Here is a 23,674-nt window from a genome sequence, read left to right as displayed (position 1 = left end):
ATGCTGCTCAATTTCGACCGTCTCGGCTGGTGGAAATATCTGCTCCTGGCGATAACGCTGCTGACGGCGGCCTTTCTGCTATTGCCGATCGTCTTCATTGCGGCGCTTCCTTCGGATCGTCGCAATGGCTGATCTTTCCGCCTCCCGGCTGGACTCTGAAATGGTATGGCGAGCTATTCTCCGACCCACAGTGGCTGGCATCGGCCTGGACGAGCTTCAAGATCGCGTCGATCGTCACGGTTCTGTCCGTGCTGCTCGGGCTCGTGACGTCCTTCGGGCTGGTGCGCGGCACCTTTCTGTTCCGCAATACGCTGAAAGCGCTTTTCCTGACGCCGATGATCCTGCCCGTCGTCGTTCTCGCGGTGGCGCTCTATGCCTTTTTTCTGAGAATTGGCCTCGGCGGAACCCTGGTGGGCTTCGTCATCTCGCATCTGGTTTTGGCACTGCCCTTTTCCATCCTCTCCATTTCCAATGCGCTCGAAGGCTTCGATAAATCCATCGAGGATGCGGCGGTGTTGTGCGGTGCTTCACCGCTTGAGGCGAAGATCAGGGTAACCCTGCCGGCGATCAGCCATGGGCTGTTTTCGGCGGCGGTCTTCTCGTTCCTGACCTCCTGGGACGAGGTGGTGGTGGCGATCTTCATGGCGAGCCCGACGCTTCAGACGCTGCCGGTGAAAGTGTGGGCGACGCTGCGGCAAGATCTGACGCCGGTTGTGGCGGCTGCCTCGTCCCTTCTCATCCTTTTGACGATCACGTTGATGGCGCTTGTCGCGATCGCACGCAAGGTACTGAAATCATGAGCGAACCCTTTCTGAAGATCAAAGGCATCCGCAAGGAGTACGGTCCCGTCGTTGCCGTGCACGATGTCAATCTCGAGGTTCGGCGCGGCGAGTTCCTGACCTTTCTCGGCCCATCCGGTTCGGGCAAGAGCACGACGCTCTATATATTGGCGGGCTTCGAAAATCCGACCAGGGGTGACATCACCCTCGATGGGCAGACCCTGCTGTCGACCCCGTCGCACAAGCGCAACATCGGCATGGTTTTCCAGCGCTACACCTTGTTTCCGCATCTGACCGTCGGCGAGAATATTGCCTTTCCCCTGAAGGTGCGGCGCAAGTCCAAGGCCGAGGTCGATGCCAAGGTCAAGGAGATGCTACGGCTTGTTCGCCTCGAAGGCTTCGAGGATCGTAAGCCGTCGCAGATGTCGGGTGGCCAGCAGCAGCGCGTCGCGCTTGCCAGGGCCTTGTCCTACGACCCGCCGGTGCTTCTGATGGACGAGCCGCTTTCGGCGCTCGACAAGAAGCTGCGCGAGGAAATCCAGCACGAGATACGACGCATCCACCAGCAGACCGAGGTGACGATCCTTTACGTGACCCATGACCAGGAAGAGGCGCTGCGGCTTTCCGATCGCATTGCCGTTTTCTCCAAGGGCATCATCGACCAGATAGGCACCGGGCCGGAGCTTTACGCCAATCCGCGCACCCGCTTCGTCGCCGAGTTCATCGGCGACAGTGATTTCATCTCCTGCGATCTCCTGTCGTCCGATAATGGTCAGGCGACGATCTCGCTCGGCGGCAAGTCTGTGTTTGAGCGGATCCCAGTCCATGGCAAGGCGACATCAGCTGGGAAGGCGGCTCTGATGCTGCGGCCGGAGCGGATCCGGCTAGGGCGCGGCAACGGCGCGAGCGACGGCTTCAGCGCGACGGTCAGCGACATCACCTTTCTCGGCAACAATGTCCATGTAGCAACGCAAACGGCGGCTGGCGAAGCCCTGTCCGTGCGGTTGCCATTCGGCCATGAGGCAATCTCAGGCCTCAGTCGCGGCGACCGCGTCCATCTCGACTTCGATCCGGATGCCGCGCATGTGTTTTGCTGACGGTCGCGATTGAGGTGCGGCGATGGTGTGGCGCTGTCCATCCTGCTAGCCTGCGCCCGTGTCCAATGAATTCCATATCGGCCGATGCCCACTATGCCGGCAAGGGCGCCTCTTTCTGTTTCGGAATGTCGAGACGGGGGATATCTATGGCCACTGCGAAGAATGTGAGCACGGATACCTTTCACCGGATGATCTTGAAACGGAGCAAGGAGGGTTTCTGACCTTGCTTGATGATGCGGACGCCGAATGGGCGACGCAAGAAGAGGTCGCCCGGAGCGTTTGGGCAAACTATAAGCTCTGGATTATTGAAAAGTAGGCCACATAGCCCTGACAGTCGTCGGTTTATAACCAGCGGCTTGGAGACAGGCTCCGGTATCGCCAGGACGGCATTACGTGTCGCTTTAGCATATGATTATAAGCACGTGCCTCCGTTCAGAGAGTAAATTCTTCCGCTGAAGACGCCTTCAATGCGTTCGATCGATCTCTCTTGCCCCCAACATTGGTACGTCTTTGCCTTTCAAAAGACCATCAAATCTATAGGGTATTGGAATAATATGGAGAGCAGGAGACAGGAATGACATTGTCCAACACCGTCAACGAAGCGGTCAAATTCGCTTACTGGGTGCCGAATGTTTCGGGCGGCCTGGTGATTTCGAATATCGAGCAGCGCACGAGCTGGACGATCGAATATAACAGAAAGCTTGCGCAGATCGCCGAAGCCAGCGGCTTCGAATATGCCCTGAGCCAAATCCGCTTCACCGCCGGCTACGGTGCGGAATTCCAGCATGAATCGGTTGCCTTCAGCCATGCGCTGCTGGAATCGACGACCACACTCAAAGTTATCGCAGCGCTTCTTCCCGGACCGTGGAACCCGGCCCTTGCGGCAAAGCAGATCGCGACCATCAATCACCTGACCAACGGACGTGTTGCCGTCAACATCGTCAGCGGTTGGTTCCGCGGCGAGTTCGCGGCGATCGGCGAGCACTGGCTCGACCATGACGAACGCTATCGCCGGTCGGAAGAATTCATCCGGGCGCTTCGCGGCATCTGGACCGAAGACAACTTCACCTTCCGCGGCGACTTCTATCGCTTCAACGAATATTCGCTGAAGCCGAAACCGATCGATCCGCAGCCGGAAATCTTCCAGGGCGGTTCTTCACGGGCGGCCCGCGACATGGCGGCGCGTGTGTCCGACTGGTACTTCACCAACGGCAATACGCCTGCCGAGATCCGCAAGCAGGTCGACGACCTCAAGTCGAAGGCGAGGGAAAACGGCCATTCCGTTCGCGTCGGCGTCAACGCCTTCGCCATCGTCCGCGAGACGGAAGAGGAAGCCAAGGCCGTTCTTGCCGAGATCATCGAGAAAGCCAATCCGGATGCGGTGAAGGCCTTCGGTCATGAGGTGAAGAATGCCGGCAAGGCGTCGCCGGAAGGCGAAGGCAACTGGGCAAAATCCTCCTTCGAGGATCTCGTTCAGTACAATGACGGCTTCCGCTCGAACCTCATCGGCACGCCGCAACAGGTCGCGGAGCGGGTCGTCGAGCTCAAGCGCGCCGGAGCGGATCTGATCCTGCTCGGTTTCCTGCACTTCCAGGAAGAGGTCGAATATTTCGGCAAGCATGTGATCCCGCTGGTTCGTGAACTCGAAGAAGCCGGTAACGCGCAGGCGGTGGCGGCCGAGTAGAGGCTAGCCAGACCCTCAGTATATCTCGCAAGAGACCGATCATTAGAGCGTGGACCGGAAACGGTCCACGCAGCGGGAAGGTGCGCGCCGCATTCGCGCGACACCCGAAAGCCGTATGGAGGACAGCCAATGCCCGCCGCAAGTTATTCCTTCGACGCGCCGACAACCGGCGCTTTGTCGCAGGATGTTGTCGAACAGATCGGCCGCAACTCTTCGGCGTCCTTGGACGAAAAGAGTGTGCTGAACGTGTCCGAGGATACCAGTGGCCTTGCATTGCACGGGATCAGCCTGTCGTTTGGTGGGGTTGCGGCTCTTGTTGATGTCGACCTGTCGGTCAAGCCCGGCGAGATCCGTGCGATCATCGGACCGAACGGCGCCGGAAAGAGCTCGCTGATCAACGTGATCAGCGGCGTCTATCGTTCGGACCGGGGTCATGTGCGCATCGGCACCACCTCGTATCGGCATGTGCCGACCGAGAGGCTGGCATCCCTCGGTGTCAGCAGAACCTTTCAGAACCTCGCCTTGTTCAAGGGATTGAGCGTCATCGACAACGTTGTTGCTGGTCTGGCGCATCGAGTGCGCTCGACCTTTGCCGAGCAGGTTCTGGGTCTTCCGCGCGCGCGCCGGGAGGAGGCGGATACGCGCGAACGGGCAATCCGCATCCTTGAATTCCTCCATCTCGACCATGTCGGCGGCCGGCTGGCGGGGACGCTGCCCTATGGCTTGCAAAAGCGCGTCGAGCTTGCCCGCGCCCTCGTGGCCCAGCCGAAGATCCTGCTTCTGGACGAACCCATGGCGGGGATGACAGCGACGGAGAAGAACGACATGGCGGACTTCATCCGAGCCGCCCGCGATCAATACGAAACGACGGTGATCCTCATCGAGCACGATATCGGCGTGGTCATGCAGCTCTCCGACCGGATCGCCGTCCTCGATTATGGCCGCAAGATCGCCGATGGGACGCCGGATGAGATCCGTACCGACCAGAGGGTCATCGACGCCTATCTCGGCGTTGCACCGGAGAACGAAGACGGGGAGGGCATCTGATGGCGGATTTCGACTGGGCGTTTTTGATCGAAGTACTCATCGGCGGCCTGCTGTCCGGCGTCATGTATTCGCTCGTGGCGATCGGTTTCGTGCTGATCTACAAGACCTCGGGTGTGCTCAATTTCGCTCAAGGGTCGATGCTGCTGTTTGCGGCGCTGACCTTCGTCAGCCTTGTCGAACGGGGCGTGCCCTTCGCACTGGCATTCGCCATCACCTTCGTAGTCATGGTGTTGATCGGCATCACCATCGAACGTACCGTGCTGCGTCCGCTGACCAACAAACCACCGATCACGCTGTTCATGGCGACGCTCGGGCTTTCCTACATCATCGAGGGCGCGGCCCAATTGATCTGGGGCACGCAGGTCCATGGGCTTGATCTTGGGATTGAAGATGTACCCTTCGAGGTCGGCGGCGTGTTGATCAGCCAGTTCGACATTTTCGCGGCGGCCGTTGCCGCCGGGATGGTGGCGCTGCTGTCGATCTTCTTCCGCTACACGCGGATCGGCCTGGCGTTCAGGGCCGTGGCGGACGATCAGTTCGCAGCACTTGCCGTCGGGCTGAAACTGCCCTGGATCTGGGCGACGGTCTGGGCCGCCGCCGGCATCGTGGCGCTGGTTGCGGGTCTACTGTGGGGCGCGCGGCTCGGTGTCCAGTTCTCGCTGTCGCTGGTGGTGCTGAAAGCGCTTCCCGTCCTCGTGCTCGGCGGCTTCGATTCCATTCTGGGTGCAATCGTCGGCGGCCTGCTGATCGGCGCGACCGAGAAGCTCGCGGAGGTCTATATCGGCGAATATTTCGGCGGCGGCATCGAAAGCTGGTTTGCCTATGTCGTGGCGCTCGCCTTTCTGCTCATCCGCCCCTCCGGTCTTTTCGGACAAAAGCTCGTGGAAAGGGTCTGACCATGGCCGTCGTCACCGCCGATCTTCATTCCACGCAGCCGTCCTATCGCTGGCTCGCGCCGGCAGCGGTGATTGCGACTGCCTATCTCGTCGTGCCGTTCATCGGCTCGACCTATCTCTATGAAGCGATCCTCGTGCCGTTCCTGGCGCTCAGCCTTGCGGGCGTCGGTCTGAACCTGCTCACCGGCTATGCTGGCCAGGTCTCGCTCGGAAGTGCCGCCTTCATGGCGGTTGGTGCCTTTGCTGCTTATAATTTCAATCTGCGCGTCGACGGCCTGCCGCTGATCGTCAGCATTCTGCTGGCTGGTCTCTGCGCGGCGGCGGTCGGCATCGTTTTCGGCCTGCCGAGCCTGCGCTTGAGAGGTTTCTATCTTGCCGTCTCGACGCTGGCCGCGCAGTTCTTCGTGCAATGGGCGCTGACCAAGTTCAGCTGGTTTTCCAACGATTCCGCCTCCGGCGTCATCGACGCGCCGCCGCTGACGCTGGCCGGCGTCGAGTTCACAGGTCCGGTCGGACGCTATCTGTTTTCGCTCACGGTCGTCGTCGTCCTCACCTTCCTTGCCCATCGGCTGGCAACCTCGCAAACCGGCCGCAACTTCATCGCGGTCAGAGACAACGAGACGGCGGCGCGGATCATCGGCGTGCCGGTGCTGAAGACCAAGCTGCTCGCCTTTGCGATTTCATCCTTCATCATCGCGGTCGCAGGCGTTCTCTGGGCCTTCGCCTATCTGCGGACCGTGGAGCCGGCTGGCTTCAATCTCGATCGGTCGTTCCAGATCCTGTTCATCATCATCATCGGCGGACTGGCCTCGACGCGGGGGGCCTTTTTCGGTGCGGCGCTGATCGTCGTCTTCCCGCTCGTCCTGTCTCGCCTCGGCTCATTCCTGCTTGGCGACCTGTTCGATTCCGGTGTGCTCGACATGAGCCAGCGGATCGTGCTCGGCGCCCTGATCATCCTGTTTTTGATCCTCGAACCGGACGGGCTTTCCTCGCTCTGGGGCAAGATCCGAAGGCGGCTCGGCTCGGCTGTCGCCGGGCGAACCTGACCGAGGCGGAGCGTAAGCTCCCAAGACCAACAAACGCATTGCTCATTCAAACCAGATCCGGTCTTGGTGCCGGACAACACCCGGAGTGTATCCAGATATGACCATGCTTACGAAACTGAAAGCCGCAGTCATTGCGGCTGGCCTGGCCGTCTCGGCCGCCATACCGGCGGCACATGCGGACGAACAATATTTCCCGCTGCAGAGCTACCGCGTTGGACCCTATGCGGCTGGCGGCACGGGCTTCTTCGGCGGCTTCATCGATTATCTCAACCTCATCAACACGCGTGACGGCGGCGTCAACGGCGTCAAGCTCACCTGGTCCGAGGCTGAGACCCAGTATGAGGTCGAGCGCGGCGTCGAGGCCTATGAGCGCCTGAAGAGCAATCCGAACATCGCCGCCTGGAACCCGCTTTCCGTCGGCATCGCCTATGCCATGATCGACCGCATCACCCAGGACAAGGTGCCGCTGATCACTATCAACCACGGCCGCACGGATTCCACCGATGGCCGCGTCTTCCCCTATGTCTTTCCGCTGCTCCTCAACCCCTATAGCGAGACCTCGGGCATCGTGAACTATATCGCCTCCAAGCTCGGCGGTGTTGATAAGCTGAAGGGCAAGAAGATCGTCGTGCTCTATCACGGCTCGCCCTATGGCAAGGAAACCATTCCGATCTACGAACTACTGTCGCAAAAATACGGCTTCGAGCTGCAACAGATCGAAGTGCCGCATCCCGGCAATGAGCAGCAGGCGCAATGGCTGACGATCCGCCGCGCCAAGCCGGATTACGTGGTGCTGCGCGGCTGGGGCGTCATGAACCCGGTTGCCCTGAAGACGGCAGCCAAGACCGGTTTCCCCGTCGACCACATCATCGGCAATGTCTGGTCGAACTCCGAGGAAGACGCGATCCCGGCGGGCGATGCGGCCAAGGGATACACTGCGATTACGACACAGGCCTCCGGCACGGAGTATCCGATCGTCCAGGAAATCGTGAAGACCCTCTATGACAACGGCAAGGGCAATCTCGAAGACAAGAAGCGCATCGGCTCGGTCTACCACAATCTCGGTATCGTCAACGGTATCCTGAACGTCGAGGCGATCCGCATCGCGCAGGGCAAGTTCGGACACCGCACGTTGACCGGCGACGAGGTTCGTTGGGGCTTCGAGCATCTGCAGCTCGACCCGGCGCGCGTTGAAGCGCTTGGCGCCAAAGGCCTCTTCCACTCGATCAACGTCACCTGGGACAATCACGAGGGCAACGGCTACGTGACCTTCCAGCAGTGGGACGGCAAGAAATGGAATGTCGTCTCCGATTGGATCGCGCCGGATTGGGCGCTGCTGCGTCCGATCATCGAGAAGTCCTCCGAGGCCTATGCCAAGGAAAAGGGCATCAAGTTGCGCACCTCTGAAGACGCGCAGGCCGTGACGAACTGAGCCTAGTGGCCGGGTATCGGCAAGCGGCGGTTCCCCCGTTCCTTGTCGGTGCCCGGCTGCCCCGCAAACCACACAGAGATCGGGTGGATCATGGCTGGAAAAGACGTCCTTTTGAGCGTCGATGGCATCAAGGCGACCTATAATGGAGCGATCACCGCGCTCCACGGCGTCAGCTTCACGCTCCACCGCGGTGAGATTCTTGCCCTGCTCGGTGCCAATGGCGCCGGCAAGACGACGACGCTGAAAGCCATTTCGAACCTGCTTCCGGCCGAACGCGGTGAAATTACCGCCGGCAGCATCCGTTACGAAGGCCGTGATGTCACGACGGCAACGCCTGCCCAGCTCGTGCGCGCTGGTCTGGTGCAGGTGCTGGAAGGCCGGCACTGCTTTCGCAATCTGACCGTCGAGGAAAACCTCATTTCCGGCGGTCTCGGCCGCAGCGGTTCGCGTGCAGAAATTGCCTTCGACCTGGAGAAAATCTACGCGCTTTTTCCCCGATTGAAAGAAAAACGCCGCGCTCTGGCGGGTCTCACCTCCGGCGGCGAGCAGCAGATGACGGCCATCGGCCGCGCGCTGATGTCGCGTCCGGCTCTTCTGGTGCTTGACGAGCCTTCCATGGGGCTTGCGCCGATCGTCGTACAGGACATTTTCAAGACGCTGCGGCGGCTGAATGCCAAGACCGGCCTCTCCATTCTGGTTGCGGAACAGAACTCCGCGATTGCGCTGCGCTATGCCGACCGGGCGACCGTCCTCGAAAACGGCGTCGCCGTGCTTTCGGGAGAGGCAGCCGAGCTGCGCCAGCGCGATGACGTCAAGGCGTTCTATCTCGGCCAGAAATCGGCTCCCGCACCTGCCCTCACTCCAGCAAACCTTCCATCCGCCTGACTGTCCATGTTCAACGAGGAGAAATCAGCATGACGCTTTCACAGGTTAATACAGAAAACGCCGTTCAGGCCGTGCCGGCGGTGCCCCGCCCAACCGCGCCTGCCCACATCATCAAGGATGATGCCGAGGCGATCGCCGTTGCCAGGCAGCTTGCTGCCGAGTTCGTCAAGGAGTCGGCCAAGCGCGACCGTGAGCGGATCTGGCCCGTTGCCGAGCTGGATGCCTTTTCCCAAAGCGGTCTCTGGTCCATCAATGTGCCGAAGGCGTTCGGCGGCTCGGAGGTCTCCTACGCCACGCTCGCCAAGGTCATCGAGATCATATCGGCGGCGGATTCTTCGATCGGCCAGATCGCGCAGAACCATCTGGGCGTGGTCGCCGCCATCCGGACCGTGTCGGACCCCGAGCAGCAGAGACTGCTTTTCGCCGAGGTTCTGAAGGGCACCCGCTTCGGCAATGCCTTCTCCGAGTTCGGCTCAAAGCGGGCGGTCGATTTCGAAACCCGCTTCACCGATGCCGGCGATCATGTCGTCGTCAACGGGCGCAAGTTCTATTCCTCCGGCGCACTGCTTGCCCATCTCGTGCCGATCGTGGCGCTCGATGATGAGGGGCGGGCCTGGTATGCGATTGCCGAGCGCGATGCGCCCGGTCTCACCGTCATCGACGACTGGTCCTCTTTCGGCCAGCGCACGACACTGTCCGGCACCGTGCTGCTCGACAACGTCAAGGTGCCGAAGACGCATCTCGTGCCGGGATACAAGGGATATGAGGTGCCGACGGCCGATGGCGCGATCTTCCAGATCATTCAGGTGGCAGTCGACACCGGCATCGCACAGGCAGCCATCGACGAGACGGTCAACTTCGTCCGCACCAAGAGCCGCGCCTGGGTGGATAGCGGTGTGGAGAATGCATGGGACGATCCCTATACGATCCAGGCCGTCGGTGACCTGACGCTCCGGCTGCATGCGGCGCAAGCGCTTCTGGAAAAAGCCGGCTACGCGATCGACCGGGCGGTGCTGAACCCGACGGCCGATACTGTCGCCGAAGCGCAGATCGCGACGGCGGAAGCCAAGGTGCTCTCGACCGAAATCGCAATCGCGGCCACCAACAAGCTGTTCGAACTGGCGGGTACCCGCTCGACGCTCGCCGAACATAATCTCGACCGCCATTGGCGCAATGCCCGCACGCACACACTGCACGATCCGGTGCGTTGGAAATATTCGATCCTCGGCAAGTTCTTTCTGAATGGCGAGAAACCGCCGCTCCACGCCTGGAGCTGATGCGGAAAGGCCACTCCGCCTCATTGCGAGGCGGAGTGGCCGGTATCATTGCTTGCCGTCAGGGCAGGTTGACGATTTCGACCCAGTTCGCGCCGGCACTGACCGGATAACGGTCGATCGGCGTGAGCGCGCCATTCACCTGATCGATGACATAGACCGCGATCTTGTCGGATTTTTCACCGGTCGCGACCAGGAAGCGGCCCGACGGATCGATACGCATGCCGCGCGGCTGCTTTTCAGTCGGATAGTTGGTGACATAGGTCAGATTTCCGCTCCCGTCCGCAACATGGAAGAGGGCGATCTTGCTGGTGGTTCGCTCGGTCGTATAGAGGAATTTGCCGTTCGGGGTGATGCCGATATCCGCCGCCCAGACCTTCGGCTTGCCATCATCGACAGGTGCGGCAGCCGGCGTCGTGGCGTTGAATGCTGGCGGGGCCGGCGGGGCAATGCCCGGAGACAGGCCGGCGTCGGCGGGAACGGAGGCTACGCTTTCTACCTCGCTCAGCGTCCCCTTGGCGGGATCGAGCGCATAGTGGATGACGTGGCCGGTCAGTTCGGTGAGGACATAGACCGATTTTCCGTCCGGGGAGAAAATGATATGGCGAGGTCCGAAGCCCGGCTTGGTGGCGACCTGCGCCGGGCTGTTCGGCTCCAGCATGCCGGTCTCGGGATTGAGCACGAACTGAAGCACGACGTCGGAGCCGAGATTGGTCGCAAAGACATATTTGCCGGAGGGGTCGCTGACGATCGAGTGAGCGTTGCGGCCGGTCAGGATCATCTGGCGAGCGCCATCCGTGACGCGGCCATCGGCGCCGATCGGCAGCACGGCGATCTTATTTCCGCCATAGGCCGAGGTGAAGAGCAGACGTCCGGATGGATCGGTCGACACATAGGGCATGCTATCGGGCAGGGCCGCGACTGCCTCTTGCGTGAGATTGCCGGTGGCAGGGTCGATTGCCAGCGTCAGCACCCGATAGGGCTGCGAGCGCACCACGGCGTAGAGATGCTTCTTGTCAGGGCTGACGGTCATCGGCATGACCATCTTGCCCGCGTCGAAGCTCGAGCCAGGCGTCAGTGTGCCGGCTTTCTCGTCCATGCTGTAGCTGTCGATCTTTCCGTCGGTCGCGGCAGAGACGTAGACGAATGTCCTGGCAAGTGCGCTGTCGGTCGCCGTGAGTATCGCCGAGGCGGCGATGACCGAGGCAAAAATTCCAGATGATAACCTAACCACGAGTGTTCCTCCTCCTTCCAAAAGACTGATCGCCGGCTTTGCCGACGATCATTTTCTACGGGACTATGATTTACGCGGCCTTGGCTGTCTCGATGATCTTCGCGAGAGCTGCCAGTTCCTCCGGCGTCAGGTCGGTCAATGGCGGGCGCACAGGCCCGGGATCCTGTCCGAGCACGCGCAGGCCGGCCTTGATGATCGAGACCGCATAGCCCTTCTTCCGGTTGCGCAGGGCAACGAACGGAAAGAAGAAGCCCTTGAGGATTTCATCGACGGTTGCCTGGTCGCTGGTCCGCAGCGCGCCATAGAAGCGCTGGGCGAGCGCCGGTACGAAGTTGAAGACGGCGGAGGAATAGGTCGTGACGCCGGCCGCGAAATAGGCCTGGGCGTAGACTTCATGCGTCGGCATGCCGCCGACATAGACCAGACGATCCTGGAGCTTGGTGGTGATCTCAATCACCTTGTCGACATCGCCAACGCCGTCCTTGAAGCCGATGAGGTTCGGGCACTCATCGGCAAGCCGCGCGATGCTGTCGGCGTTGAGGACGGCATTGTCGCGATTGTAGACGATGACGCCGATGCCGACGGACTGGCAGACCGCCTTGACGTGGGCGATCAAGCCTTCCTGTTCCGCAAACATCAGGTAAGGCGGCAGCAGGAGCAGGCCATCGGCGCCCGCTTTCTCGGCCGCCTTGGCGATCTCGACGGCGATCGCGGTGCCGTATCCGGTTCCCGAAATGATCGGCGTGTTGCCGGCGACCGCCTTTGCTGCCTGAACGACCTGCGGGACTTCGGCGGGACTAAGGGAGAAGAACTCCCCGGTGCCGCCGGCGGCGAACAGCGCGGCTGCATCGTAGCCGGACAGCCATTCGACATGGTGGCGATATTTCGCCTCGTCGAACTTCAACTCGTTGTCAAAATGGGTGACGGGGAAAGACAGCAGACCACTGCCTACGGCCTTTTTCAGTTCAATCGGGTTCATCTTGGAATCCTGTTATCGATTGGTATGGGCAATGGTTCTCAGGCGCCTTCGAGCGACTGAACGAGGGCGGCGATGTAGCCGTAGCAGTAGGCGAAGGCGACGCCGGTCGGGTCGCGGCCGCTGATCGTCGGTACGTGATCGGGCATCAGCATGTATTGATAGCCGATCTCCTTATAGATCCGGGTGGAGCGGACCATGTCCATGTCGCCTTCGTCCGGGAAGGTCTCCATGAAGGACAGCTTCCCGCCGCGGATGTTGCGGAAGTGGACGTTGAAGATCTTGCCGCGCGTGCCGAACCAGCGGATGATGTCGTCGATTTCCTCGCGCGGGTTGTCGAGCATCTCGCCGATCGAGCCCTGGCAGAAGTTGAGGCCGTGATAGGGGCTTTCACGCATCAGCACGAATTTCTTCAGGCCTTCCACCGTGCCAAGGACACGCGTCACGCCGCGATAGCCCGGCGGCGTATAGGGATCGTGCGGATGGCAGGCGAGGCGGACGCGATTGCTCTCTGCTACGGGAACGACGCGCTCGAGGAAATAGTCGATCCGCTCCCAGTTCTCGTCTTCCGACAGGACGCCGGCAAGGCCGGGTGCGGCCTGGTGATCCGCCTTGTCCCAGCGGAAGCTCGCATTCTTCGAACCGCCGCGTCCCAGTTCCTCCGGCGTGCGGGGAATGCCGATCAGGTTGAGGTTGTATTTCGCAGCCGGGATCCCGGCTGTGGCAACATCCTCGATCAGCTTGCAGACGGCATCGATCTGCCGGTCACGATTGGGGCCGGCCAGCAGGATGTCGGGATAGGAGGCCTGCTCGATCGGGTTGGAAGGCAGGGGCAACTGGATCATATCCAGGATGAGCCCATAGCTTTCGACCTTGTCGCGGAGACGTTCCAGATCGGAGAGCGTCCAGCTCTCGGGCTTTCCGGGCGGGTCCGCACAAATATGCTTCAGCCCCAATTGCGCGAAAACGCGGTAATCATCATCGTCCCGCGCGCCGACCTGTGTTCCTACATACACTGAGCGTCTCTCCCATGAGATTGTTTGATGTCATATGACATAATATGAATCTCATGGAGTGTCGAGTGCTATTGCTGCTCGGCAAGCATTCGATAGCGTCTTTGGCTCGCGAGCATATGTGCCCGCATCGCCTGTCGCGCGCGTTCCGGATCCTGTTCGGCGATCGCCGCAAGGATTTCGCCGTGTTCGGCGTGGACCTTGGCGAGATAGGCGGGATCATTGGCTTCCGGCAGGTTTGGAAACTGCCTGCGCGGAATGGTTCGTGCACCGAAATGCCTGAGAACGTCCACGTAAAACCGGTTGTTCGTGGCGGCGGCAATCGCCATGTGGAATTCGTAGTCCGCCTCCACGGTCGGCTGGCCCAATTCGATGAGAGTAGCCATTTTCCGGTTGGCAGCGCGAATCGCCGCCTCCTGCTCGGCGGTGCGGCGATAGGCGGCGATTGCGGCTGCCTCGCCCTCGGCTGCCATGCGAAACTCCAGCAATTCCAGGGTTTCCGGGATGCTCTTGATCTCTACCGGTGTTAGCGACAATCCGGGGCGTTCAGCGAGATCGGCAACAAACACGCCCTTGCCCTGGATCGGCTTGACGAGGCCAGCGGCGCGAAGATCGGCGATCGCCTCGCGCACGACCGTGCGGCTGACGCCGAATGTCGCCTCGAGCTGCGGCTCCGTCGGCAGTTGATCGCCCGTGCGAAGCTTGCCGGTCTCGATCTGAGCGCGCAGCTGATCGATCACTTGTTGTGCCAGTCTTTGCCGGCCCCGGCTGAGTGTTGTCATTCCTGGTCCCCCGGTTCATTTGCATCAAGCCATCCGTGCGGTCTTGCAAACCCTATCGATCTTCGATAAATCATCATACGACATACGGACGACATCATACGTATTCTATACTAATCCAGGGAGGAGGCATAATGAAGCACTTTTCGAAGGCGATGTTTATCGGCGCTGCAATTGGCATGCTGACGCTAACGGCGCCACAGCTTCAGGCTGCCACGCCTAAGGATCAATTGGTGATCGGGACGTCGCTTGCGCAGGTGCTTTCCCTCGATCCGCAGCAGGCCACCGAACCCAAGGCACTCGAAATCCTTGCCAACCTCTACGATCGTCTTGTCGCGACGACGGCGGACGGCAAGATCGTGCCGCAGCTGGCGGAGAGCTGGACGGATGACGGCAAGTCGCTGACCCTGAAATTGCGCGATGCGGCCTTCGTTTCCGGCAATCCGGTCACCGCCAACGATGTCGTCTTCTCACTCACCCGGCTGCTGAAACTCAACCAGTCGGGCTCCTCCTATTTCAAGCGCATCGGCTATTCCAACGAGACGATCGCCGAGCAAATTCATGCGGTAGACGCTAAGACGGTGCGTATCGATCTGACGGACAAGGTGACCACCGAAGGCCTGCTCTATCGGCTGGCGCTCGGCGTTTCGAGTGTCGTCGATAGCGTCGAGGTGCAGAAGCATGTTGTAGACGGCGATTCCGGAAATGCCTGGCTGCGCACCCATTCGGCCGGTTCCGGGCCGTTCACGCTGAACAAGTGGACCCCGAACGAGATTGTCCTCCTGGATGCCAACAAGGCCTATGTCGGCGGAGTGCCGAAGATGCGCCGCGTCATCATCCGCCATGTGCCGGAAAGCCAGGTCGAAAGGTTGATGTTGGACCGAGGCGATATCGATATCGGTAATGCTCTGTCCAAGTCCGACCTCGAAACCTTCGAGACCAAGAGCAATTTCGTTATCCAGCGCGTGCCGACGGGCGGCTTCTATGTGCTGGCGATGAATGCCGGCAACCAATATCTCGCGAACCCCAAGGTTCGTGAAGCCATTGCCTATGGCATCGACTACAAGGGCATCGAAAAGACCATTATGGGTCCTTACGGACGGGCAAGGAATATTCCTGTTCCGGAAAATTTCGAATACGCACTACCGAACCCGGATTGGCACCTCGATGTCGACAAGGCAAAGCAATTGCTGGCGGAAGCTGGTTTCAAGGACGGCTTTTCGCTGACGCTGAAGACGATCTCGCAGACGCCGCGCATCGATCTGGCCACCGCTATCCAGGCCTCGCTCGCCCAGATCGGCATCAAGGTCGAAATCCAGCAGGGCAATGGTTCTGAAATCATCGCCGCCCACCGTTCGCGCAACTTCGATCTGTTGTTGCCGCAGACAAGCGCGCTGATGCCGAACGTGCTTGGCTCCATGGACGATTTTGCCAACAATCCCGACAATAGGCTTGAAGCCAACAATGCCGGCAATTTCGCCTGGCGCTCGGCCTGGGACATCCCGGGGCTGACGGCGCTGGCCCAGAAGACCTCCGTCGAGCCTGATGCCAAGAAGCGCGCGGAACTCTATGCGCAGATGCAGCAGATGTTCGTCGACCTGAAGCCGGCTCTGCTGCCGCTCTTCGAACGGTTCGAGCCCCTCGTTCTCTCCGGCAGGGTCAAGGGCTATCTCGGTCATCCCAACCAGATGACCCGTCTTGAAAATGTGACCAAGGCTGAGGCCGAATAAGCAATCGAAAGCAGCCGATCATGAAGGAACTATCCGTAGCCGAATTCGGCCGACGCATCGCGCATCTGATCGTCAGCCTGTTCATCCTCCTATGTGTCACCTTCGTGATCGGCCGCGTCCTGCCGGCCGATCCGGTGGGAGCGATCGTCGGCGAGCTGGCCGACCCCGCCGCCTATGCGGCGATGCGCCAGCGGCTTGGACTGGATCTTCCCCTTTACGAGCAATTCTTCATCTACCTGAAGGGCCTTGTCCACGGCGATTTCGGCACGGCAATCCTGACGGGAAATCCCGTCTCTGCCGATCTTGCCCAGGCTTTTCCCGCGACATTCGAGCTTGCAACGTTTGCCGTCATCATCTCGACCTTCGTCGGCGTACCGCTTGGCCTGGTCGCGGCGCTGTACCGTGACCGGCTCATCGATAAGGTCGCCCGCGTCGTCTCTCTCGTCGGTCATTCCATTCCGGTCTTCTGGTTCGGGATCGTCGGGCTTGTCGTCTTCTATGCGGGCCTGAACTGGGTCGGCGGTCCGGGCCGGGTCGATGTCTATTATGAGGGCATCGTCACGCCGCGAACCGGCCTGCTGTTGGTCGACAGCCTCTTGCAGGGCGAGACGGATATTTTCTGGAATGCGCTCAGCCACATCATCCTGCCGGCCTTCATCCTAGCCTATGCGGCGGTCGCCTATATCACCCGCATGACCCGCAGCTTCACCCTGGAGCAGCTTAGCCAGGATTATGTGATCGCGGCCCGCGCCAAGGGCGTCAGCCCGGCTGGGACAATCATCGGTCATGTTCTGCCTAATATCGCCGTGCAGCTCATCACCATTCTCGCGATCTCCTATGGTGGGCTCCTTGAGGGTGCGGTGGTGACCGAAATCGTCTTCTCCTGGCCGGGTATCGGCCAATACATGACGAATGCACTGATGATCGGCGATATGAACGCCATCCTCGCCGCGACCATCATTGTCGGATTCTTCTTCATGTTCCTGAATTTCCTTGCGGATATCGCCTATGCGGTCTTCGATCCGCGCACCAGGGAGGCCGCTCGATGAGTGATGCGATCCATGTGGACGTAACTGTTCGTCCGCCAAATTTGATGAGCCGTGTGGCAACGTCGCTGAAAAGCGCCGGCGGCAAGCTGACGCACGAGCCACTCGGTCTCGTGGGCTTCATCATCCTTGGCCTTTTATGCCTGATCGCGATCTTTGCGCCGCTCCTGGCGCCGTATGATCCAAACATGCAGGTGCTCGCCAACGCTTTGCAGCCGCCGAGCCTTGCGCATCCGGCCGGCACGGACGAATTCGGACGCGATATCCTCAGCCGGCTGATCTTCGGCACGCGCATCACCATCCAGACGGTGCTGTCGATTTCCGTGATCGTCGGGCCGATCGGCCTTGTGATCGGCGTCGTCGCCGGTTTCTTCGGAGGTCGCGTCGATGCGCTTTTGATGCGCGCCACCGATATCGTGCTGTCCTTTCCGTCGCTGATCCTGGCGCTGGCTTTTGCGGCGGCACTCGGCGCTGGTCTGACAACGGCGATCATCGCGATCTCGCTGACGGCCTGGCCGCCGATCGCGCGGCTGGCGCGCGCCGAGGCGCTCGTCGTCAGGAACACCGACTATGTTGCTGCGGCGCGGCTATACGGTGCCTCTCGGCTGCGTATCCTGTTTTTCTATATCGCGCCGATGTGCATCCCCTCGGTCATCGTGCGTCTGACGCTCAACATGGCAGGCATCATCCTGACGGCGGCGTCGCTCGGCTTCCTCGGGCTTGGCGCCCAGCCGCCCGCGCCGGAATGGGGCGCGATGATTTCCAACGGGCGCAAATATATGCTCGATTTCTGGTGGGTCGCCGTCATGCCCGGCATTGCGATCCTTCTGGCAAGCCTCGCCTTCAACATCGTCGGTGACACCCTGCGTGATATACTGGATCCCCGCCATGCAAGATCGTGATCCCCATCCCGTCCTCGCGGTCAAAGGTCTGAACGTCCGGTTCGGACGCAACTCCCTGGCGGCCGTCTCCAATGTCAGCTTCGATGTCGGGCGCGAACGCGTCGGGATCGTCGGCGAATCCGGCTCCGGAAAGTCGACAACGGGCCGTGCAATCATGCGCTTGCTGCCACCGATCGCGAGCGTTGCGGCCGAACGCATGGATCTGGACGGCGTCTCCCTGCTCGACAGGTCGGAGCGCCAGATGGGCGCCCTACGCGGCAAGGATATTGCGCTGATCATGCAGGACCCGCGCTATTCTCTCAATCCGGTGCTGACTGTCGGCAAGCAGATCGCCGAGGCGGCGCGGCTTCACATGGGATTGCGAGGCAGCAAGGCGAAGGATGCGGCGCGGGCCATGCTTGAACGCGTCCGCATCAGCGATCCAGAGCGCGTGATGGCACTTTACCCGCATCAGATCTCGGGCGGCATGGGCCAGCGTGTCATGATCGCGATGATGCTCCTGGCAAAGCCGAAACTGGTGATCGCCGACGAGCCGACTTCCGCACTCGATGTCAGCGTTCGCAGAGACGTGCTCACCCTGCTCGACGAACTGGTCCGCGAAAACAATTCCGGGCTGCTGCTCATCAGCCATGACATCCGCATGGTCGCGGCCTTCTGCGAACGCATCATCGTCATGTATTCCGGCCGGATCGTCGAAACCCTGACACGCCTGGAAGATGCGCAGCATCCCTATACGCGTGGCCTGATGTCGGCACTGCCGGATCCGCACAAGCCAGTGCGCCGCCTGGCGGTGCTCGACAGGGCGAAGCTTGATCTGGAGACCAGCCGATGATTAGCGTGCGTGATCTTGATGTCGTCTTTACCTCCGGCAAGACCGAAAACCATGTCGTCCGGCGGGTGAGCTTCGACGTGGGGAAGGGTGAGACCCTGGGGATCGTCGGCGAGTCCGGCTGCGGCAAATCGACGGTGCTGCGCTGCCTCTCCGGCATGGAAAAAGGCTGGTCCGGTGAAATAAAGCTCGCAGGAAAACCCGTGGGCAAGATCCGGTCGCGCGACGAGCTGCGGCATGCCCAGATGGTGTTTCAGGATCCCTATGGATCGCTGCATCCCCGGCATCGCATCGGGACGGCGCTCTCCGAGCCATTGCGGGCGATGGGGCATGGCGATGTCTGGGCGAAGGTGGACAAGGCATTGCGTCAGGTCGGCTTGCCGCCGGCCTTCGCCAACCGCTATCCGCACGAGCTTTCCGGCGGCCAGCGCCAGCGCGTCGCGATCGCCCGTGCGCTGATCCTGTCGCCGCCGATCCTCTTGCTTGACGAGCCGACCTCGGCGCTCGACGTCTCGATCCAGGCCGAAATCCTCAATCTCCTGGCCGACCAGCGTGAAGAGCGCTCCCTGACCTATGTCCTCGTCAGCCACGATCTCGCCGTCATCGCGCATATGTGCGACCGGGTGCTGATCATGAAGGGCGGCACCTTCGTCGATGAGCTGACCAAGGCCGATCTGCAGGCGGGCATAACGCATGATGCCTATACCCGCGAGCTGTTCGAGGCGAGCTTCCTTTGACGCGGATATAGGCTGTAGGGCCGGTGCTGACAGCCTACTTGTCGGCGCCGTTATAGTACTGGATTTCCAGCGAGTTTAATTCGATCGCCGGGACGCAGCGCAGGTTGACCGCCCGCGTCGGCGTGCCATCGGGGCTCGTGGCCATAGAGAATGGCTGCGTACCGCAATCGACGCAAAATTGATGGTCGATTCTGTGGGTATTGAATTTATAGCTACGCAGTGAATCCTCGCCACTATCCAGCGTGAACTTCCCCGTCGGGAAGAAGGCAAGCAACATGCCCTTGCGGCGGCAATACGAGCAGTTGCAGCTGAGCGCCTGGCTCGGCAGATCGGCGTCGACTGTGAACGCCACTTTTCCGCAGTGACAAGTTCCTTGGAATGCCATTTTTTATCCTCCCGATTCTCGAATCGTTGCGCGGATATTCTGTAATATCCCGTCGCAACATATCTCAATATTATCGAACACAGCATTACACTCGTATTTGCTATTCTAGAGGAGCCCCAATCTCTGGAATATGATCGTGTCACAAAAATCCGATGGCAGGACGAGGGTCCTGCTCTGCCCGTCTGGTAGCAACGCAGGCGCCACCGCCAACACTATCTTGAGGTCCCAATGCTTCGCGGTGACGGCAGCTGCTTTTCGATTGGCACAGGTCATGGAAGCATCAGCGTGACATATCAGTATCCAGGTGAGATAATTTCGCGCGCGATAGACCGTGCGATGGGCACTCAAACGAAGGCAGCGGCCTCCGAAATGGCAATGTTCGACCAACCTCATATTCTGATCGTCGAAGACGATACCGACATAGCGCATATGCTGGTCGAACTGGTGAAGAGCAATGGCTTCGAGGCGACATCGGCAGCAAGCGGCGGCGAGATGGATCGCTTGCTGGCGCGCCACAAGTTCGACCTGATCGTCCTCGACGGTATGCTTCCCGGCGAGGACGGCTTCAGCATCTGCCGGCGACTGCGCTCGTCCCGATCGATTCCGATCCTGATGCTGACAGCGTTGCGAGAGGATGTCGACCGCATCCTGGGCCTTGAGCTCGGCGCCGACGATTATGTCACCAAGCCTTTCAATTCCCGTGAGCTCGTGGCTCGCATCAAGAGCATCCTGCGACGGGCATCACTTTCCCAGCAGCCGGAGGAGGACGTCGCGCCGATGACGTTTGCGGGTTGGCGCATCGATCCGAAAAGCCGGCAGCTTTTCGACGCCGAAGGCGCCGAAGTCTCCATGACGACTGCGGAGTTCGACCTGCTTTGGGCGTTTTGCAGCAATCCGAACAAGGTGCTGACGCGCGAACAGCTTCTGTCCATGACGCATGCCGGATCGGCAGGCCCGGTCGAACGCAGCATTGATGCCCATATCAGCCGCGTCCGCCAGAAGATCGAACCCAACCTCAAGGATCCGACCTTTATCAAGACGGTGCGTCTGGGAGGCTATCTGTTCGCCTCCAAGGTGGAGCGTCTGCCGTGAAGGGTCTTCGCACCGCCTCCATACGAACGCAGATACTCGTATTGGCGACGTTGCTCATCATCCTGGTTTCCGTTGTGGCGACGCTTTCCGAGCCGTTTATCTACGGCCGGCATGACAAGGGTGTTGCGATCGGTTTGTTGGCGGGACGAATTGAAAGAGTGCTGGACCAGTATCGACGCGCCAGTTCACCCGACGAGGAAGATGCCGCCTTAAAGTTCGCCGCAACCCTCGGGATTTCAGCGGACAAAATGTCGGCAAGTCAGATCCCTCCGCAAAGCGAGGATGCTGCTGCGTCGAACGACATCGTCGAGCGGGTAAGATCAGTGCTCGAAATCGGTGTGTTCAAGGCAATTGAGAACGTCTTTGCCGATCGGTCTGCGGGGAATATCCTGATCGTCAAAGTCGATGCTGATCGTGCGCTGGTTTTTCACTTGCCCGTGTTCCCCAACTATCTCTGGCTTTTCCCCGCCATGGCCAGCGGGATTTTGAAGATCGTCGTTCCGCTGGCGCTCATGGCCTATTTCAGTAGCTGGCTCATTACCCGGCCGGTGGTCCGGTTCGCCGCCGCCGCCGAGCGGGCAAGCATGGACGACAGCCTGGAAAAGCCGTTCGTGGCTGACGGCGCCTCGGAAATGAGAAGCCTGGCCGCCTCGCTCAATGTGATGCGAAGCCGAATATTGGAGATGGTCGACAGTCGAACGCGCATGCTCAGTTCCATCAGTCATGATCTGAGAACACCGCTGACCCGTCTGCGGATGCGCGCCGAGCGCTGCGAGCAACCCGAGCTTCAGCGTCAGATGCTCGCCGATATCGCCACCTTGGGCTCGATGATCGACGAGAGCCTGACGTTTCTGACAAACGCCTCCCATAGCGTGCCTTCGCGCAAGGTGGATATTTCAAGCCTCCTTCAGACGATCGCGACCGATTTTTCGGACACCGGCATCGAGGTGGGCTTTAAAGGCCCCCGCCGGCTTACCTGCATCTGCAAGCCGCAAGCCATCACCAGAGCGATTACCAATGTCGTCGAGAATGCCTCCCGCTATGCGACCGAGATTGAGATCGAGTTGCAAAGCGCCAGTAATGGCGGGGTTTTGATCAGAGTGAGCGACAACGGCCCCGGCTTGACAGATGCACTCAAAGTGCGGGCTCTGGAACCTTTCTTCAAGGCGGACAAAGCCCGAACGACGGGAATGGGCGGCGGCTTTGGCCTTGGCCTTCCGACCGCGGAAGGGATTGTCAGGAAGGGGCATGGCGGGACGCTCAAACTGCTCGACCGCAAGCCCAATGGCCTGATCGTCGAAATCACCCTGCCGCCAACCCAGGACGAGACGATGGGACGACTTGCGGGCGATCCGAAGAAGGTCCCGTCTACGAGTTGAGTTTCTATTCTTCGCGGTCCACTTTCGGCCGGCTATCGCGCCTCCTATGCTCTCCCCCGAGCGGCGACAGCCCCTTTGACGTTCCGCCATCATCTTCGCGAACATTTCCATATATTAAAGAAAACACTGCAACACACCGTTTCAATAGAACTGGCTCTGGCAACACTCTGCCATATTTTCCAGGAGCCAAATCTTTGCTGAGAACACCCACCATCAGTGTCGCGCTGATCGCCCTGTGCGCGACCGTCGCGGGATGCACCACCGCTGACCCCACCGTTTACGCAGGCCTGGCCTCGGCACCGCAGCTTCAACCGAATCCGGACGATAAAGGCGGCCGCGTACCCTATAGGTACAAGGGCAATGTCGACTGGAGGCAGTACAACAAGATCATCGTCGATCCCGTCACTGTCTATAACGGTCCGGACAACCAGTTCGTGAAGATTGCCGACGAAGACAAATCGGTCCTTGCCGGTTACATGCAGGAACAATTCACGCAAAAGCTGCGGACGCGCTTTGCCGTCGTCAGCAATCCCGGCCCCGGCACGCTCCGGCTCCATCTGACGCTGACAGGCGCCAAGGATACCACCCCGGTCCTCGGACCATTCTCGCATCTTGATGTCGGCGGCAATGCAATCAATGCCGTTCAGGCCGTTCGTGGTCGCGAAGGAACGATGGCAGGCTCGGTGAACTATGCCGTCGAAATTTACGATGCGCCGAGCAATCGTCTGCTCTCGGCCTATGTCGCCAAGCAATATCCGAATGCAATGAACGCTGGCGCGACCTTTTCCCGCTTGAAGGGCTCCAAGATCGGGATCGAGAAGGGTGCCGACGCTCTGCTCGAGCAGTTGCAATAGACAGCACGGCGATCGGCCCTGGTGCGGGCAAACGCACTATTGATATGTGTCGGGAAACGCATTCTGCTTTGCGTTTCCCGACTTTAACCGAGTGCCTTTGACTGCGCGTGGCACAATCTCAATCGGCGTCGAAAATCTCTGTCAAAACCTCGAGAAGCCGGAGCACGTCCGGATGATCGCAGGAGTAATATCTGAACTGCGCCTCGCTGCGAAATTTTATGATTCCCGATCGATGAAGACGCGTCAGATGCCGGCTCAAGGCCGGCTGAGATATGCCTATCCTTCGGGCCAGGCTGTTAACATCCTGTTCTTGGTCCGACAGGAGAACGCAAACCTGCAGCCTGCTCGGGTTGGCAAGCTGGCTGAGAAGATCTGCATGCCATGACAGGCGTTCGTCTCGTGTTGCGTGATCTGAATACATGGAACGATCGATTGTTAGGAACGAATCGGGTGGGCTTGCGGGGAACCCCATGATCCTCCGACGGTACTCGCACTGGCTGTAGAGTTTTATTCTAATTTGTTACGATATGTTGCGTCTTGCGAGGGGCTTCCGGCTGAGCATCTCTGACGAACGATGC

The 23,674-nt window shown here is 60.2% G+C and carries 22 protein-coding genes and 1 pseudogene; 17 read left to right on the top strand and 6 right to left on the bottom strand.

What is annotated here, in order from left to right:
• The 9 genes and pseudogenes from AC1RO0_RS13080 (at window position 1) to AC1RO0_RS13040 (ending at window position 10,143) form a co-directional block, all read left to right on the top strand.
• Window positions 1-800, top strand: a pseudogene (locus tag AC1RO0_RS13080) (ABC transporter permease).
• Window positions 797-1,876, top strand: a complete 1,080-nt coding sequence (locus tag AC1RO0_RS13075; RefSeq protein WP_498593294.1) for an ABC transporter ATP-binding protein — start codon at window positions 797-799, stop codon at window positions 1,874-1,876. The pseudogene AC1RO0_RS13080 and the gene AC1RO0_RS13075 overlap by 4 nt, the downstream one beginning before the upstream one ends.
• Window positions 1,877-2,450: 574 nt before the next feature.
• Window positions 2,451-3,560, top strand: coding sequence for a dimethylsulfone monooxygenase SfnG (sfnG, locus tag AC1RO0_RS13070; RefSeq protein ID WP_498593293.1), 1,110 nt, complete (start codon window positions 2,451-2,453; stop codon window positions 3,558-3,560).
• A 129-nt stretch (window positions 3,561-3,689) separates the two neighbouring features.
• The gene (locus tag AC1RO0_RS13065; protein ID WP_498593292.1) at window positions 3,690-4,607 is read left to right on the top strand and encodes an ABC transporter ATP-binding protein; all 918 of its coding nucleotides are present in this window, start codon (window positions 3,690-3,692) and stop codon (window positions 4,605-4,607) included.
• A complete protein-coding gene (locus tag AC1RO0_RS13060; protein WP_498593291.1) occupies window positions 4,607-5,503 on the top strand; it encodes a branched-chain amino acid ABC transporter permease in 897 nt (298 codons plus the stop codon). Before AC1RO0_RS13065 ends, AC1RO0_RS13060 begins: the two co-directional genes overlap by 1 nt.
• A gap of 2 nt (window positions 5,504-5,505) precedes the next feature.
• Window positions 5,506-6,549: a branched-chain amino acid ABC transporter permease gene (locus AC1RO0_RS13055; RefSeq protein ID WP_498593290.1), complete on the top strand. Its 1,044-nt coding sequence runs from the start codon at window positions 5,506-5,508 to the stop codon at window positions 6,547-6,549.
• Window positions 6,550-6,646: 97 nt separating this feature from the next.
• Window positions 6,647-7,981, top strand: a complete 1,335-nt coding sequence (locus AC1RO0_RS13050) for an ABC transporter substrate-binding protein (RefSeq protein ID WP_436033289.1) — start codon at window positions 6,647-6,649, stop codon at window positions 7,979-7,981.
• 90 nt (window positions 7,982-8,071) lie between these two features.
• A complete protein-coding gene (locus AC1RO0_RS13045; protein ID WP_498593289.1) occupies window positions 8,072-8,866 on the top strand; it encodes an ABC transporter ATP-binding protein in 795 nt (264 codons plus the stop codon).
• A gap of 29 nt (window positions 8,867-8,895) precedes the next feature.
• The gene (locus tag AC1RO0_RS13040) at window positions 8,896-10,143 is read left to right on the top strand and encodes an SfnB family sulfur acquisition oxidoreductase (RefSeq protein ID WP_498593288.1); all 1,248 of its coding nucleotides are present in this window, start codon (window positions 8,896-8,898) and stop codon (window positions 10,141-10,143) included.
• 58 nt (window positions 10,144-10,201) lie between these two features.
• Here the strand turns inward: AC1RO0_RS13040 and AC1RO0_RS13035 are convergent, their stop codons facing one another.
• The 4 genes from AC1RO0_RS13035 to AC1RO0_RS13020 all read right to left on the bottom strand — a co-directional run bounded on the left by AC1RO0_RS13035 (window position 10,202) and on the right by AC1RO0_RS13020 (window position 14,145).
• Window positions 10,202-11,374, bottom strand: coding sequence for a lactonase family protein (locus AC1RO0_RS13035; RefSeq protein WP_498593287.1), 1,173 nt, complete (start codon window positions 11,372-11,374; stop codon window positions 10,202-10,204).
• A 70-nt stretch (window positions 11,375-11,444) separates the two neighbouring features.
• Window positions 11,445-12,353 carry a 5-dehydro-4-deoxyglucarate dehydratase gene (gene kdgD, locus AC1RO0_RS13030; RefSeq protein WP_498593286.1) on the bottom strand — a complete coding sequence of 303 codons (909 nt, stop codon included), beginning with the start codon at window positions 12,351-12,353 and terminating at the stop codon, window positions 11,445-11,447.
• Window positions 12,354-12,391: 38 nt separating this feature from the next.
• Window positions 12,392-13,366: a mannonate dehydratase gene (locus AC1RO0_RS13025; protein ID WP_498593285.1), complete on the bottom strand. Its 975-nt coding sequence runs from the start codon at window positions 13,364-13,366 to the stop codon at window positions 12,392-12,394.
• A gap of 68 nt (window positions 13,367-13,434) precedes the next feature.
• Window positions 13,435-14,145, bottom strand: coding sequence for a FadR/GntR family transcriptional regulator (locus AC1RO0_RS13020; RefSeq protein ID WP_498593284.1), 711 nt, complete (start codon window positions 14,143-14,145; stop codon window positions 13,435-13,437).
• A gap of 131 nt (window positions 14,146-14,276) precedes the next feature.
• On the opposite strand from AC1RO0_RS13020, the gene AC1RO0_RS13015 reads away from it, so the two are divergent.
• Genes AC1RO0_RS13015 through AC1RO0_RS12995 form a run of 5 tightly spaced genes read left to right on the top strand, consistent with a single transcriptional unit; the run spans window position 14,277 to window position 19,386 of the window.
• Entirely contained in the window at window positions 14,277-15,872 is a 1,596-nt protein-coding gene (locus tag AC1RO0_RS13015) for an ABC transporter substrate-binding protein (RefSeq protein WP_498593283.1), read from the top strand.
• Window positions 15,873-15,892: 20 nt separating this feature from the next.
• The gene (locus AC1RO0_RS13010) at window positions 15,893-16,921 is read left to right on the top strand and encodes an ABC transporter permease (protein ID WP_498593282.1); all 1,029 of its coding nucleotides are present in this window, start codon (window positions 15,893-15,895) and stop codon (window positions 16,919-16,921) included.
• The gene (locus AC1RO0_RS13005; protein WP_498593281.1) at window positions 16,918-17,820 is read left to right on the top strand and encodes an ABC transporter permease; all 903 of its coding nucleotides are present in this window, start codon (window positions 16,918-16,920) and stop codon (window positions 17,818-17,820) included. The genes AC1RO0_RS13010 and AC1RO0_RS13005 overlap by 4 nt, the downstream gene beginning before the upstream one ends.
• Window positions 17,807-18,652, top strand: coding sequence for an ABC transporter ATP-binding protein (locus AC1RO0_RS13000; RefSeq protein WP_498593280.1), 846 nt, complete (start codon window positions 17,807-17,809; stop codon window positions 18,650-18,652). The genes AC1RO0_RS13005 and AC1RO0_RS13000 overlap by 14 nt, the downstream gene beginning before the upstream one ends.
• Window positions 18,649-19,386, top strand: coding sequence for an ABC transporter ATP-binding protein (locus AC1RO0_RS12995; RefSeq protein WP_498593279.1), 738 nt, complete (start codon window positions 18,649-18,651; stop codon window positions 19,384-19,386). The genes AC1RO0_RS13000 and AC1RO0_RS12995 overlap by 4 nt, the downstream gene beginning before the upstream one ends.
• Window positions 19,387-19,420: 34 nt before the next feature.
• On the opposite strand, the gene AC1RO0_RS12990 is transcribed toward AC1RO0_RS12995, so the two are convergent.
• Entirely contained in the window at window positions 19,421-19,771 is a 351-nt protein-coding gene (locus AC1RO0_RS12990; RefSeq protein WP_498593278.1) for a GFA family protein, read from the bottom strand.
• 369 nt (window positions 19,772-20,140) lie between these two features.
• Here AC1RO0_RS12990 and AC1RO0_RS12985 point away from each other — a divergent pair, with 369 nt between their 5' ends.
• The 3 genes from AC1RO0_RS12985 (at window position 20,141) to AC1RO0_RS12975 (ending at window position 23,096) form a co-directional block, all read left to right on the top strand.
• The gene (locus tag AC1RO0_RS12985; protein ID WP_498593380.1) at window positions 20,141-20,863 is read left to right on the top strand and encodes a response regulator; all 723 of its coding nucleotides are present in this window, start codon (window positions 20,141-20,143) and stop codon (window positions 20,861-20,863) included.
• The gene (locus AC1RO0_RS12980) at window positions 20,860-22,242 is read left to right on the top strand and encodes an ATP-binding protein (protein WP_498593277.1); all 1,383 of its coding nucleotides are present in this window, start codon (window positions 20,860-20,862) and stop codon (window positions 22,240-22,242) included. Before AC1RO0_RS12985 ends, AC1RO0_RS12980 begins: the two co-directional genes overlap by 4 nt.
• A 194-nt stretch (window positions 22,243-22,436) precedes the next feature.
• Window positions 22,437-23,096, top strand: a complete 660-nt coding sequence (locus AC1RO0_RS12975; protein ID WP_498593276.1) for a DUF3313 domain-containing protein — start codon at window positions 22,437-22,439, stop codon at window positions 23,094-23,096.
• Between the two features lie 118 nt (window positions 23,097-23,214).
• Here AC1RO0_RS12975 and AC1RO0_RS12970 read toward each other — a convergent pair whose 3' ends face one another.
• A complete protein-coding gene (locus AC1RO0_RS12970) occupies window positions 23,215-23,517 on the bottom strand; it encodes an ArsR/SmtB family transcription factor (RefSeq protein WP_498593379.1) in 303 nt (100 codons plus the stop codon).
• Window positions 23,518-23,674: the final 157 nt, after the last annotated feature.

The sequence above is a fragment of the Rhizobium sp. GW821-FHT14E12 genome, from assembly GCF_058803745.1.
This window is presented reverse-complemented; position numbering and strand designations above follow the sequence as displayed.

Excerpts from the sequence above, each read along its gene's own strand:
- AC1RO0_RS13075 (WP_498593294.1), top strand. The coding sequence starts at position 797 with ATGAGCGAACCCTTTCTGAAGATCAAAGGCATCCGCAAGGAGTACGGT.
- sfnG (WP_498593293.1), top strand. The coding sequence starts at position 2,451 with ATGACATTGTCCAACACCGTCAACGAAGCGGTCAAATTCGCTTACTGG.
- AC1RO0_RS13065 (WP_498593292.1), top strand. The coding sequence starts at position 3,690 with ATGCCCGCCGCAAGTTATTCCTTCGACGCGCCGACAACCGGCGCTTTG.
- AC1RO0_RS13060 (WP_498593291.1), top strand. The coding sequence starts at position 4,607 with ATGGCGGATTTCGACTGGGCGTTTTTGATCGAAGTACTCATCGGCGGC.
- AC1RO0_RS13055 (WP_498593290.1), top strand. The coding sequence starts at position 5,506 with ATGGCCGTCGTCACCGCCGATCTTCATTCCACGCAGCCGTCCTATCGC.
- AC1RO0_RS13050 (WP_436033289.1), top strand. The coding sequence starts at position 6,647 with ATGACCATGCTTACGAAACTGAAAGCCGCAGTCATTGCGGCTGGCCTG.
- AC1RO0_RS13045 (WP_498593289.1), top strand. The coding sequence starts at position 8,072 with ATGGCTGGAAAAGACGTCCTTTTGAGCGTCGATGGCATCAAGGCGACC.
- AC1RO0_RS13040 (WP_498593288.1), top strand. The coding sequence starts at position 8,896 with ATGACGCTTTCACAGGTTAATACAGAAAACGCCGTTCAGGCCGTGCCG.
- kdgD (WP_498593286.1), bottom strand. The coding sequence starts at position 12,353 with ATGAACCCGATTGAACTGAAAAAGGCCGTAGGCAGTGGTCTGCTGTCT.
- AC1RO0_RS13020 (WP_498593284.1), bottom strand. The coding sequence starts at position 14,145 with ATGACAACACTCAGCCGGGGCCGGCAAAGACTGGCACAACAAGTGATC.
- AC1RO0_RS13015 (WP_498593283.1), top strand. The coding sequence starts at position 14,277 with ATGAAGCACTTTTCGAAGGCGATGTTTATCGGCGCTGCAATTGGCATG.
- AC1RO0_RS13010 (WP_498593282.1), top strand. The coding sequence starts at position 15,893 with ATGAAGGAACTATCCGTAGCCGAATTCGGCCGACGCATCGCGCATCTG.
- AC1RO0_RS13005 (WP_498593281.1), top strand. The coding sequence starts at position 16,918 with ATGAGTGATGCGATCCATGTGGACGTAACTGTTCGTCCGCCAAATTTG.
- AC1RO0_RS13000 (WP_498593280.1), top strand. The coding sequence starts at position 17,807 with ATGCAAGATCGTGATCCCCATCCCGTCCTCGCGGTCAAAGGTCTGAAC.
- AC1RO0_RS12995 (WP_498593279.1), top strand. The coding sequence starts at position 18,649 with ATGATTAGCGTGCGTGATCTTGATGTCGTCTTTACCTCCGGCAAGACC.
- AC1RO0_RS12990 (WP_498593278.1), bottom strand. The coding sequence starts at position 19,771 with ATGGCATTCCAAGGAACTTGTCACTGCGGAAAAGTGGCGTTCACAGTC.
- AC1RO0_RS12985 (WP_498593380.1), top strand. The coding sequence starts at position 20,141 with ATGGCAATGTTCGACCAACCTCATATTCTGATCGTCGAAGACGATACC.
- AC1RO0_RS12970 (WP_498593379.1), bottom strand. The coding sequence starts at position 23,517 with ATGTATTCAGATCACGCAACACGAGACGAACGCCTGTCATGGCATGCA.